12 protein-coding genes are annotated in these 11,178 nt (G+C 72.1%); 5 read left to right on the top strand and 7 right to left on the bottom strand.

Translation table 11 applies throughout. The features are described from left to right. The coding region (locus QL987_RS16875; protein ID WP_356839179.1) for an ATP-binding protein at positions 1–165 on the top strand (165 nt) is incomplete at its 5' end. A 78-nt stretch (positions 166–243) separates the two neighbouring features. Then, on the top strand, positions 244–1,518 hold the full coding sequence (locus tag QL987_RS01180) for a glycosyltransferase (RefSeq protein WP_290155877.1): 1,275 nt from the start codon (positions 244–246) through the stop codon (positions 1,516–1,518). 135 nt (positions 1,519–1,653) lie between these two features. Here QL987_RS01180 and QL987_RS01175 read toward each other — a convergent pair whose 3' ends face one another. From QL987_RS01175 to mvk, 6 genes are all read right to left on the bottom strand, one after another. Continuing rightward, positions 1,654–1,860, bottom strand: coding sequence for a hypothetical protein (locus tag QL987_RS01175; protein ID WP_290155875.1), 207 nt, complete (start codon positions 1,858–1,860; stop codon positions 1,654–1,656). A 267-nt stretch (positions 1,861–2,127) separates the two neighbouring features. After that, entirely contained in the window at positions 2,128–3,300 is a 1,173-nt protein-coding gene (locus QL987_RS01170) for a hydroxymethylglutaryl-CoA synthase (protein WP_290155873.1), read from the bottom strand. Next, positions 3,297–4,361 carry a hydroxymethylglutaryl-CoA reductase gene (locus tag QL987_RS01165; RefSeq protein WP_290155872.1) on the bottom strand — a complete coding sequence of 355 codons (1,065 nt, stop codon included), beginning with the start codon at positions 4,359–4,361 and terminating at the stop codon, positions 3,297–3,299. Before QL987_RS01165 ends, QL987_RS01170 begins: the two co-directional genes overlap by 4 nt. Next, entirely contained in the window at positions 4,358–5,437 is a 1,080-nt protein-coding gene (locus QL987_RS01160; RefSeq protein WP_290155871.1) for a phosphomevalonate kinase, read from the bottom strand. The genes QL987_RS01165 and QL987_RS01160 overlap by 4 nt, the downstream gene beginning before the upstream one ends. Next, positions 5,434–6,429: a diphosphomevalonate decarboxylase gene (mvaD, locus tag QL987_RS01155; RefSeq protein ID WP_290155870.1), complete on the bottom strand. Its 996-nt coding sequence runs from the start codon at positions 6,427–6,429 to the stop codon at positions 5,434–5,436. The genes QL987_RS01160 and mvaD overlap by 4 nt, the downstream gene beginning before the upstream one ends. Next, on the bottom strand, positions 6,429–7,433 hold the full coding sequence (gene mvk, locus QL987_RS01150; RefSeq protein WP_290155869.1) for a mevalonate kinase: 1,005 nt from the start codon (positions 7,431–7,433) through the stop codon (positions 6,429–6,431). Before mvk ends, mvaD begins: the two co-directional genes overlap by 1 nt. A gap of 163 nt (positions 7,434–7,596) precedes the next feature. Between mvk and QL987_RS01145 the strand changes: the two genes are divergently transcribed. The 3 genes from QL987_RS01145 (at position 7,597) to QL987_RS01135 (ending at position 9,560) form a co-directional block, all read left to right on the top strand. Continuing rightward, a complete protein-coding gene (locus QL987_RS01145; protein ID WP_290155868.1) occupies positions 7,597–8,046 on the top strand; it encodes a MarR family winged helix-turn-helix transcriptional regulator in 450 nt (149 codons plus the stop codon). 95 nt (positions 8,047–8,141) lie between these two features. Then, positions 8,142–8,564: an organic hydroperoxide resistance protein gene (locus tag QL987_RS01140; protein WP_111074480.1), complete on the top strand. Its 423-nt coding sequence runs from the start codon at positions 8,142–8,144 to the stop codon at positions 8,562–8,564. Positions 8,565–8,585: 21 nt separating this feature from the next. After that, positions 8,586–9,560 carry a zinc-binding dehydrogenase gene (locus QL987_RS01135; RefSeq protein ID WP_290155985.1) on the top strand — a complete coding sequence of 325 codons (975 nt, stop codon included), beginning with the start codon at positions 8,586–8,588 and terminating at the stop codon, positions 9,558–9,560. A 104-nt stretch (positions 9,561–9,664) separates the two neighbouring features. Here the strand turns inward: QL987_RS01135 and QL987_RS01130 are convergent, their stop codons facing one another. After that, positions 9,665–11,125 (bottom strand): sugar porter family MFS transporter, encoded by a 1,461-nt coding sequence (locus tag QL987_RS01130; RefSeq protein ID WP_290155867.1) that lies wholly within the window; start codon positions 11,123–11,125, stop codon positions 9,665–9,667. Positions 11,126–11,178 lie beyond the last annotated feature (53 nt).

Below are 11,178 nucleotides of genomic sequence, written 5' to 3'. Positions count from 1 at the left end.
TTCGACCGGTTCACCCGCGGGGCGGCCTCACGCTCTCGGGAGCACGGCACGAGCGGGCTGGGCCTGGCGATCGTCCGCGCCGTGGTGGAGGCCGAGGGCGGCACGGTCCGCGTCGTCTCGGACCAGGCGCGGACCGCCTTCACGGTCACCCTGCCCCTCCGCTGAGGCGCCATCCACCCCTTCTTACCCGCACCACAGCGCCCTGCTCCGACCCCCACTGTCCCGCTGCCGAGCATGATCCGCATGACGGAGACGAACCCCACCCTCGACATCGACATCGTCGTCCCGTGCCACGACGAGCAGGACACCCTCGCCGCGCACGTCCGACGGCTGCACGCCTTCTGCACGACGTCACTGCACCACTCGTGGCGCATCACGATCGCCGACAACGCCTCGACCGACGACACCGCACGCATCGCCGACGACCTGGCCGCGATGCTGCCCGGGGTCCACGCCGTGCACCTGCCGCTGAAGGGCCGCGGCCGCGCGCTGAAGGCCGTGTGGGGAGCGTCGCCGGCCCGCGTGCTCGTGTACGTCGACGAGGACCTGTCCACCGATCTCGCCGCGCTCGAGCCCCTGGTCGCCCCGCTGCTGTCCGGCCACTCGGACCTGGCGATCGGGACCCGGCTGGCCGGCACCTCCCGCGTGGTCCGGGGCAGCAAGCGCGAGTTCATCTCCCGCTCGTACAACGCGCTGCTCCGGACGACGATGGGTGTGGCCTTCTCGGACGCGCAGTGCGGGTTCAAGGCCGTCACCGCCGAGGCCGCCCACCACCTGCTGCCGCTCTGCGAGGACGACGCGTGGTTCTTCGACACCGAGATGCTCGTCCTGGCCGAGCACGCCGGCCTGCGCATCCACGAGGTCCCGGTCGACTGGGTGGACGACGTCAACTCGTCTGTGCACATCGCCTCGACCGCGACCGAGGACCTCCGGGGCATGTGGCGGGTCTCGCGTGGTCTGGCCTCGGGACGGGTGCCGATCGCGCCGGTGTACGAGGCGATCGGCCGCCGCCCCTTCACCCCGGCGCACGTCGGGCTCGGTGGCCAGATGCTCCGGTTCGGTGCCGTGGGTGTGCTGTCGACGGTCGCGTTCGCCGTGCTGTACGCCCTGTTCCGTCCGGCGATCGGCGCGCAGTCCGCGGACTTCCTCGCGCTGCTGCTCACCGCGGTCGGCAACACGGCGCTGAACCGCCGGTTCACCTTCGGGGTGCGCGGCCGAGCCGGTTCGGGACGGCACCAGGTCCAGGGGCTCGTGGTGTTCGCGATTGCCTGGGCGATGACCTCCGGCTCACTCGTGGTACTGCACGCCGTCGCCCCGGGCTCGACGCACACGGCGGAGATCGCGGTGCTGACCGGCGCGAACCTCGTCGCCACGGTCGTTCGGTTCGTCCTGTTCAAGGCGTGGGTGTTCCGGTCTGGTCGTCGTCACCCGGTCCGGACCGGCACGACGCCCGCGACCGAGGCGGGCACCGCCTCCGAACCGACCCCGGTCACGATCCCGGGACGGGCGGTCCGCTGACGGTCACGCCGGCACTGCGGACGGGAGGCACGCCCCGCGCACCGCGGGTCGCCGCACGTCCGGCGCCGGCCCGGCCTGGTCTCGCCTGGCCTGGCTCAGCCCGACCAGACCCGCGTCCGCGCGGACCGGCGACGGTCAGCTCAGCCCGGTGACCGTCAACTCCGCGATCCGCTCCCGCCCGCGCGCCCCCGCGCTGGCGAACGGCGCACCGCGGACGACCTGCGTGTGCACGACGTCGACGGCGTTGCAAACCGGGTCGCGGAACGGTGGCAGCCACTGCTGCTCCCGGTGGTTCCGCGTGGTCGCCGGCGCCAGGCCGGGATGGGTCTCGTGCCGGGTCATGATGCCGCTCCGGCTCGCGGTGTCCGTCGTGCGTCCATGACGCCTCCCTGGTCCTCGCGGCACTGCTCCCTGGTGCGGTGCCGCTCGTCCCTCGACGCTACGTCCGGATCCGTCCCCCGACCAGGGGGTACCGGTCATCCGCGGATCACGTACACGGAGTACCGCGCACGCCGGATGGGCGCACCGTCGTGCGGCCGGACGAATGGACTGGCGGACGATTGCCGGTCCCGGGAGGCCGATCACGGGCCTCCCGGGACCGAGCCAGCGTCAGACGCCGGTGGCCTCGTAGTGCCGCGCGCCGCCGGACACCCCGGCGAACCGGAACGGTGCCGACGTGACGCGGGGACGGTCGACGTCCTCGCTGGTGGCCGCGCCGGCGGCGTGCAGTTCGCGGTACGCCTCGACCGATAGCGGCACGCGCGCGGCGAGCAGCTCGTGCACCCGGCCGGTGCGGCGGTGCTGCTGGTACTCGGGGCGGACGACGCCCGTCATGAGCTCGCCGACGCTGCCCGAGCCGTAGCTGAACATGCCGATGCGGGCGCCGGCCAGGTCGTCGTCCAGGTCGAGCAGCGCACCGAGGGCGATCCAGAGCGACGCCGTGTAGGTGTTGCCCGTCTGCCGGTTGTAGGTGAAGCCGATCGCGAGTTCGGTCTCCTCGAACGGCACGTCCACGTGCTGGGCGAGCTTCCGGTGCGCCTTGATCGCCATCTTCGTGAACGGCTGGTGGTGGACGAAGCGGTCGATCGTGTCGATGCCGGGGCCGCCGCGTGCTGCGAGGTCGTCCCAGGCGCCGAGGAACGAGTCGACGTAGGCGGTGACCGACAGCCGGCCGTCGACGAGGGCGGTGGAGCGGTCGTTCGGCCGCCAGAAGTCGTCGACGTCGGCGGTGAACAGGCCGGACCGGGGCTCGAGCTCGATCAGGTCGGGGTCGGCGGCGATGAGCATCGCGACCGCACCGGCACCCTGGGTCGGCTCGGCAGCGGTCTCGACGTCGTAGCGGGCGACGTCGGCGGCGATGACGAGCACGCGTTCGCTCGGGTCGCGGGCGATGATGCCGAGGGCCATCTGCACCGCAGCGGTCCCGCCGTAGCAGGCCTGCTTCAGCTCGACGACGCGGACGTTGCGCGGCAGGCCGAGCAGCCCGTGCACGTACACGCCGGCGGCCTTCGACTGGTCGACACCGGACTCGGTGGCGAACAGCACCGTGCGGATGCCGTCGACGCCGTGGCGGTCGAGCACCTGCTTCGCGGCGGCGGCGCCCATCGTGACGATGTCCTCGTCGGGAGCGGGGACACTGAAGGCGTCCTGGCCGATGCCGACGTGGTACTTCGCCGGGTCGACGCCGTTGGCGGCGGCGAGGTCGTCGAGGTCGAGCACGTGGTGCCCCGTCGCGATGGCGAGGTCGTGGATGCCCAGTGCGAGTGGGTGCGGGGCGGTCATGCCGGGGTTCCTTCGGGTCGGTGGCCGCGGCGTTCCATCGCGACGTGGGCTGCCATCAGCTCGCCCGGGTTCGTCTGGGCGGCGAGCAGCGAGAGTTCCCCGCACAGCACGGTGGCGGCGCAGAGTGCGGCCAGGCGGCGGGCGTTGGCACCGGGCTCGCGGTCCTCCCGGCAGCCGAGGCGCACCAGGGCGTCCTCGACGACGGGCAGGTCGTTGCCCTTGCCGTTGCCGACGGTGCCGACGATCAGGTGCGGCAGCGAGCACGAGAAGTACAGGTCGTCGCCGCGGGCCTGCGCGAGCGTGATGCCCTGGGAGCCCTCGACGATGTTCGCGGCGTCCTGCCCGGTGGCCAGGTAGAAGCCGAGCAGCATGTTGGCGTAGTGCGCGTTCGCCGAGCGCAGCGCTCCGGCGATCGTCGACCCGACCAGGTTCTTCGCCGTGTTGAGTTCGACGATCCGCTCGGTGGAGGACCGCAGGCGCTTCTCGACGACCTCACCCGGGATCACGATCTCGGCGATGGTGTTCCGCCCGCGCCCGCGGATGCCGTTCACCGCGGTGGCCTTCTTGTCGGAGCAGAAGTTGCCGGAGATCGACACGTAGCGGAGCTCGGGCTCCCAGGCCAGGATCGCCGGCAGCAGGGTGTCCGCCGCCTGGGTCACCATGTTGTGGCCGGAGGCGTCGCCCGTGGTGAACGCGAAGCGCAGGAACAGCAGGTCCCCGACGATCTCCGGGTGCACCTCGATGAGCTTCGCGAACCGGCTCTGCCCGGCGACGATCGTCTCGAGTTCGCTCTGGCGGGCCAGGATCCGGCCGGCGGAGATGTGGGCGGCGGCCGCGCTGGTGGCACGGACCACGACGGAGCGGGTCATCCGCTCGTCGACGACGGTCGAGACGATGCCGCCCTCGATCATCCGCGAGATCCGCGCGCCACGGCCGACGGAGGGCCAGAGCGGCGACTCGTAGGTGGCGAGGGGCACCTCGTGCTCGCCCTCGACGGCGTTGCCGCTGACGCGGATCGGTCCGACCCACTTGGTGGGGATCGGGGTCTGCAGCTCGCTCATCGCGTGCTCCCTTCCTCGGGTTGCACCGCGACGCTGAGGTGCCTGATGTCGTGCGCCTCCCAGGCGCGGAAGATCTCGGCGGCGTCGCTGTCCGCGGGGACGAGCGCGATGCCGCAGTCGCCGCCGCCGGCGCCGGAGGGCTTCGCGGCCCCACCGGCTGCTTCGACGACGTCGCACAGGGTGGCGAGCCCCGGGGTCTCGATCTGCGAGCCGACGGACGTGCCGAGGCCCTGGAGCAGACCGCGGGCACGACGGAGGGCGGCGAGCGTGCGCTCGGCGTCGCCGGTGCGGAGGCCCTCGGTCAGGTCGTCGACGCAGGCCCGGCTGGCGTCGAGGAACGCCGCGTAGTCACCGTCACGGTGTCGGCGGACGACGCCGACGAGCTTGGTGGTGGACGCCGGCGAACCGGTCCACCCGACCAGGAGGCGGAGGTCCGCCGGTGCGGGCAGGTGTTCCACGTCGAACCCGGCCCAGGCCTGCTCGTCGTCGAGGATCGCGGAGACCGAGCGCTCGTCGAGCAGGCCGGCCAGGGCCTCCCGGTCGGGCGCGCTGTACCGGAGCCAGCCGCCGAACGTGCTGGCCGCCAGGTCGCCGCCGGACGCACGCGGGGCGACCCGGATCGTGGCGAGCAGCGCCACCATGAAGCGTCGGCGTTGCGAGAGGCCGAGCCCGTAGAAGCGGTCGAGGGCACCGACGGTCGCGACGGTCACCGCGGCCGAGGACCCCAGGCCGAACTTCCGGCCGCTGGCGTCGTCGAGCTGGCTCTCGATGCGCAGGTCGTGGAAGCGCGGTGCGATGCCGAGCTCAGCGCGGAGCTTCTCGACCAGGTCGATCGTCGCCATCACGTAGTCGTAGGGGTGGTGCTCGCGGTCGAGTGCCAGGCCGTCCTCGGCACGGGTCCAGGTCAGCGGGAGGTTGCCGTACTCCTCCGAGTGCACGCTGCCGGCGCCGTGCCCCTCGGTCACCCGGGCGGTGATGGCCCGGTCGAGGGCGATGAGCACCGACGGCTGTCCGGGCTCGACGACGGCGTACTCGCCGGCCACGAACAGCTTGCCGTGGGCTCGGAACTCGATCATCTGGTGCGCTCCTCTGCCTCGGGGTTCTCCCCCGTGCCTTCGGAGCGGAGCAGGCGGGCGGCGGGCCCGGTGCCGGACTCGATGACCGCGCCGTACCCGTCGAGCGCGGTCGCCACCCGGGCCCGGTCCGCCGGGCGGCAGAGCACGACGACGTTCGGGCCGGCGTCCGCCGTGCCGTACGCCTCGAGTCCGTCGGCCCGCATCGCGGCGACGGCGTCGAACACGGCGACGCTGCGGCTGTTCAGGTAGCGGATGGGCGGGAAGGCGCCCTCGATCGTGGCGTGCATGCGGAGCGCGTTGCTCTCGGTGAGCTCGCCGATCCGAGTGAAGTCGCCCGCGGCGCACGCGGCGAGCATGTCGTCCACGGTGACGGTGGTCGAGGTGACCCACGCCGGGTAGAACGGCGACGTCGCGATGGTGCGACGCATCGCCTCGCGCGAGCCGATCTCCTTCGGGCCGTCGTTGATCGTGACGACCACCATGGCCATCGGCGGCGCGGGGACGGTCTCGGCGAACGAGGCCTGGTCGTCGCCGGCGTGCCAGACGGACACCCCGCCGGGGATCGACCGCGTGGCCGAACCGGAACCGCGACGGGCGAGTCGGGAGAGGTCCCGCGCCGACAGGTCGAGCCCGTACGCGTCGGCGGCGGCGACCGCGAGGGCGGCGAAGCCCGACGCGCTCGAGGCCAGGCCGGCGCCGGTGGGCACGGTGTTCTCCGAGACGACGGCGGCACGGGCGTCCGAGCCGGCGAGCTGGCGGACCAGGTCGAGGAAGCGTTCGACCCGCACCAGGGCACCGTCGTCGACGACGCGGCCGTTGAGCGTGAAGGCGTCTTGCTCACCCTGGTCGAGCAGGGTGACCGAGGTCGTGGTGGGGAAGACGTCGAGGCCCATCGAGACGCTGCCGGTGGCGGGCAGCGCGAGGTCGGCGTCCGCCTTGCCCCAGTACTTCACGAGCGCGATGTTGGGGTGCGCGACGGCGGTGGAGGTCATCAGGCGCGGGCTCCGATCGAGGTGGTCCAGGTGGCGGTCGCCCCGGCGGTGCGCAGTGCGGTCGCGATGCGGGCGGCGTGTTCGTCGTCGGCGGCGAGGGCCAGGACGCATCCGCCGCGGCCGCCGCCGGTGAGCTTCGCGCCGAGGGCGTCCGCGCTGCGTGCGGCACCGACGAGCCGGTCGAGGTCCGCACTCGACACGTCGAGGGTGGTGAGCAGTTCGTGCGCGGCGTCCATGGTGACACCGAGGCCCTGGGCATCGCCGTCCACGAGTGTCCCCCGCGCGGCCCGGGCGAGTCCACCGATGCGCTCGACGACGGCGTCGACCATCTCGGGGGCGCGGTCGTGGCGTTCGCGGACGGCGGCGACGGCTTCGCGGGTGTGGCCCGGCACGCCGGTGTCGGCGACGACGAAGACGAAGCGGCCGGTGACCTGCACGGGCTCGATGACCCCGGCGGCGAACCAGACGGGCTCGGAGGCGACGACCCCGCGGGCGTCGAGTCCGGAGGGGCGGCCGTGCGCGACGCGCTCGCACTGCTGGATGAGTTCGTGGTGGGTGTCGGTGTCGAGCGCGACGCCGAACACGTCGGCGACGGCGGCGGTCACGGCAGCGGCGACGGCGGCGCTCGAGCCCATGCCGCGGGCGGTGGGCACCTGGCTGTCGACCAGGACGTGCAGCGGCGTGGCCTCGGCCGCCGGGTGGCCGGTCTGCGCCAGGTGGCGGAGCGTGGCCGTGACGGCGGTGACTGTGGGCAGGACCGCGGCGGGCGCGTTGCCGAGCGGCCCGGTGTGGACCGTGGACTCCAGCGTCGGCTCGGCGCCGGCCGACAGCGGGGTCGCGGTGGCGGTCACACGGACGTCGGTCACCGGCAGGACGAGGGCGGGTGCGCCGTAGACCACGGCGTGTTCGCCGATGAGGATCGTCTTGCCGTGGGACGCCGAGGAGCCGACTCGCGGGATCGCTGTGGTCGTCGTCGGTGCGGAGGCTGGGTGGTTGCTGGTCATCGTCGGTCCGGCCAGCCTAACCGGCTCCGACGACACCCGTCCCGACGTGCGCTGATGGCACACCCCACGGCACTCGCTGTGCAGCCGAATCCCGGGCAGCCGGAGCCTGGGCATCCGGTGAACTGAGTTGTGCGCAACCCGGTCGCGTGCAACAGTGGTGGACATGCCCGTGACCGACGAGATGGTGTGCTTCTCCCTCTACGCAGCGACCCGGGCGACGACCCAGGCGTACCGCACCCTGCTCGAACCCTGGGGCCTCACCTACCCGCAGTACCTGGTCCTCGTGACCCTGTGGGTGGAGGGCGACCAGACCGTCTCGAGCCTCGGCGAACACCTGCAGCTCGACTCCGGCACGCTCTCGCCGCTGCTCAAGCGCATGGAGCAGGCCGACCTGGTCCGCCGCGAACGCCGCAGCACCGACGAGCGCGTCGTCACCGTCACGACCGGCGGCCGCGGGCTCGCACTCCGCACCGAACTCGCCCACGTCCCGGCACGCATCGCCGCCGGCACCGGGCTCACCGACGAGCAGTCGGCCCTCGAACTCATCGCGACCCTGCAGCACCTCACCGAGGCGATGCACCGAGCGGCGGCCGCTCCCCTCACTTCGGGCTGAGCGACACCGCTCGCCCCGATCGGCCCGAGTCCTGTCGCCCAGCGCGGAACTCGGCGCCGTACGCCACACAGACCCCACGAAGGAAGGAACCCCACATGGACGTCCTCTACACCGCAGAAGCCCTGTCCACCGGCGAAGGCCGCAACGGCAAGGTCCAGACCAGCGACGGCACGTTCGAGCTGGACATGGCCATCCCCAAGGAGATGGGCGGCTCCGGCGCCGGCGCGAACCCCGAGCAGCTCTTCGCCGCCGGCTACGCCGCGTGCTTCCACTCCGCACTGCAGGGCGTCGCCCGCTCGCAGAAGGTCAAGGTCGCCGACTCCTCCGTCGGCGGTCGCGTCCAGATCGGCCCGAACGGCCAGGGCGGCTTCCAGCTCGCCGTCATGCTCGAGGTCGTCATCCCGGGCATGGACCACGACCAGGCCCAGGCCCTCGCGGACGCCGCCCACCAGGTGTGCCCGTACTCGAACGCGACGCGCGGCAACATCGACGTCACGATCACCGTCTCGGAGGACTAGACCATGGCAGACCAGAACACGATGCGCGCCGTCGTCCACCCGCAGTTCGGCGAGCCCGCCGACGTCCTGACCGTCGAGCAGCGCCCCGTCCCCACCCCGAGCGCCGGCCAGGTCCTCGTCCGGACCGTGCTCTCCCCGATCCACAACCACGACCTGTGGACCATCCGCGGCACCTACGGCTTCAAGCCCGAGCTGCCCGCCCAGTCCGGCACCGAGGCGCTCGGCGTCGTCGAGTCCCTGGGCGAGGGCGTCACGAACCTCACCGTCGGCCAGCGCGTCGCCGGTGGCACGTTCGGCGTCTGGGCCGAGTACTACGTCGCCGACGCGGCCGGCCTGATCCCCGTGCCGGACGCGATGCCCGACGAGGCCGCCGCCCAGCTCGTCTCGATGCCGTTCAGCGCGATCAGCCTGCTGCACTCGCTCGACCTGCACGAGGGCGACTGGCTCATCCAGAACGCCGCCAACGGCGCGGTCGGCCGCATGGTCGCCCAGCTCGGCGCCGCCCGCGGCATCAACGTCATCGGTCTGGTGCGTCGCGCCGCCGGTGTCGAGGAACTGCGCGAGCAGGGCATCGAGCGCATCGTCGCCACCGACGCGGACGACTGGCAGGACCAGGTCACCGCGATCACCGGCGGCGCCCCGATCGTCGCCGGCGTCGAGTCCGTCGGCGGCAAGGCCGCGGGCGACATCGCCTCGGTTCTCGGTGAGGACGCCACGCTCGTCGTCTTCGGCGCGATGGCCTCCCCCACGCTCGAGATCCCGTCCGGCAAGGTCATCTTCGGCCAGCTGACCGTCAAGGGCTTCTGGGGCAGCGTCGTCAGCCGCACGATGCCGGCCGAGACGAAGCAGCAGCTCTTCGGCGAGCTCATCACGCGCGTGCTCGACGGGTCGCTCACGCTGCCCGTCTCCGAGACGTTCGCGTTCGAGGACGCCCGTGACGCCGCTCGCGCGAGCGACACCGCCGGGCGCGTCGGCAAGGTGCTCCTGCGCCCGTAGGACGCACGCACACGACGGACGGGAGGCCCGGTACCAGCTGGTACCGGGCCTCCCGTCCGTCGTGTGGTCGCGACGACCGCTATGGCGACCGCCGCGGGACCGCGTCAGTGCGTGCGGCGACCCGCCTTGTCGACGGTGAAGATGTTGCCGGTCGTGACGCCCTCTTCGACCTCTTCGAGGGTGCGGCCGCGGCTCTCCGGCACGAACTTCCAGATGAAGAACAGCGCCAGCAGACCGACGATGCCGAAGCCGAAGAACGTGCCGGTGATGCCGGTCGCGGCGACGATCGTCGGGAAGTACAGCCCCAGGAAGGCGTTCGCGATCCAGAGGCAGAACACCGAGATGCCCATGCCGAGCGCGCGGATCTGCGTCGGGAAGATCTCGGACAGGACGACCCAGACGGCGATGTTGAGGAAGGTCTGCATCGACCCGACGAACGCGACGACCAGGAACAGGATCACCCAGGGGCGGGCCGGGTTGCCGTCGGGCAGGGCGACCGAGGCGATGCCGATGAGGAAGTGGCAGACCGTCGTCAGCGAGAACCCGATGATCAGGGTGGTCCGGCGGTTGATGCGCTCCATGTTCATGATCGCGATGACGCCACCGATGACGGCGATGACCCCGGGTGCGATGTTGGCGATGAGGGCGGCCGAGGCCTGGAAGCCGGACTCGATGAGGACCGTCTGGCCGTAGTACATGATCGAGTTGATGCCGGTGAGCTGCTGTGCGACGCCGAGGCCTGCGCCGATGAGCACGATCCGGATCAGCCACTTGTTGCCGAGCAGGGTGCGCCAGCCGCTCTCGTGCTGGATCTGCGCCTCGAGCTCGTTGCTGCGCTTGATGTCCTCGATCTCGGCCTCGGCACGGTCGTCGGAGCGGATCTGGCGCAGGACGTCGAGCGCCTCGGCGTTGCGGCCCTTCGAGGCGAGCCACCGGGGCGACTCCGGCACCCGCAGCATGCCGACGAAGAGCGCGATCGCGGGCAGGGCGCAGACGGCGAGCATGACGCGCCAGACGCCGTTGCCCTCACCCCACAGGCTGCCGATGACCGCGTTCACCAGGAAGGCGGCGAGCTGGCCGATGACGATCATCAGTTCGTTGCGGCCGGACAGCGACCCGCGGATCTCGTACGGGGCCAGTTCGGCCAGGAACACCGGGACGACCGTCGACGCGCCGCCGACCGCCAGCCCGAGGAGCACACGGCCGACGACGATCACGCCGAAGGTCGGGGCGAACACGCACGCCAGGGTGCCGACGAAGAACGTCACCGCCAGCACCAGGATCGTCTTGCGTCGGCCCCAGCCGTCGGCGATGCGGCCGCCGAGCATGGCACCGATGGCGGCACCGAAGAGCAGGGAGCTGGTGACGACCCCCTCGGTGAAGTTCGTCAGGCCGAGCTCGATGGTCATCGGCCGCAGGGCGCCGTTGATCACCCCGGTGTCGTAGCCGAAGAGCAGCCCGCCGAAGGTGGCGACCAGCGCCAGCATCCCGAGGCGTCGCTGGTGGGGACCGGCGCCGTTCGGGGGCAGGGCGACAGTCGGTGCTGCCGGTTTGATGTCGACCATGTCGGTGACTCCTTCGTCCGTGATCGCGCGTCATCGCGTGGGAGTGATCGTGA

This window comes from Curtobacterium sp. APC 4022 (genome assembly GCF_030407555.1).
Taxonomy (GTDB): Bacteria; Actinomycetota; Actinomycetes; order Actinomycetales; family Microbacteriaceae; genus Curtobacterium.
Note: the sequence above shows the minus strand (reverse complement) of the source record. Positions and strands in the feature narration are given on the sequence as shown.

Coding starts and splice junctions, on each gene's coding strand:
- mvaD (WP_290155870.1), bottom strand. CDS start 6,429: ATGACCTCCACCGCCGTCGCGCACCCCAACATCGCGCTCGTGAAGTAC.
- QL987_RS01145 (WP_290155868.1), top strand. CDS start 7,597: ATGCCCGTGACCGACGAGATGGTGTGCTTCTCCCTCTACGCAGCGACC.
- QL987_RS01170 (WP_290155873.1), bottom strand. CDS start 3,300: ATGACCGCCCCGCACCCACTCGCACTGGGCATCCACGACCTCGCCATC.
- QL987_RS01135 (WP_290155985.1), top strand. CDS start 8,586: ATGCGCGCCGTCGTCCACCCGCAGTTCGGCGAGCCCGCCGACGTCCTG.
- QL987_RS01175 (WP_290155875.1), bottom strand. CDS start 1,860: ATGACCCGGCACGAGACCCATCCCGGCCTGGCGCCGGCGACCACGCGG.
- QL987_RS01140 (WP_111074480.1), top strand. CDS start 8,142: ATGGACGTCCTCTACACCGCAGAAGCCCTGTCCACCGGCGAAGGCCGC.
- QL987_RS01165 (WP_290155872.1), bottom strand. CDS start 4,361: ATGAGCGAGCTGCAGACCCCGATCCCCACCAAGTGGGTCGGACCGATC.
- QL987_RS01160 (WP_290155871.1), bottom strand. CDS start 5,437: ATGATCGAGTTCCGAGCCCACGGCAAGCTGTTCGTGGCCGGCGAGTAC.
- QL987_RS01130 (WP_290155867.1), bottom strand. CDS start 11,125: ATGGTCGACATCAAACCGGCAGCACCGACTGTCGCCCTGCCCCCGAAC.
- mvk (WP_290155869.1), bottom strand. CDS start 7,433: ATGACCAGCAACCACCCAGCCTCCGCACCGACGACGACCACAGCGATC.
- QL987_RS01180 (WP_290155877.1), top strand. CDS start 244: ATGACGGAGACGAACCCCACCCTCGACATCGACATCGTCGTCCCGTGC.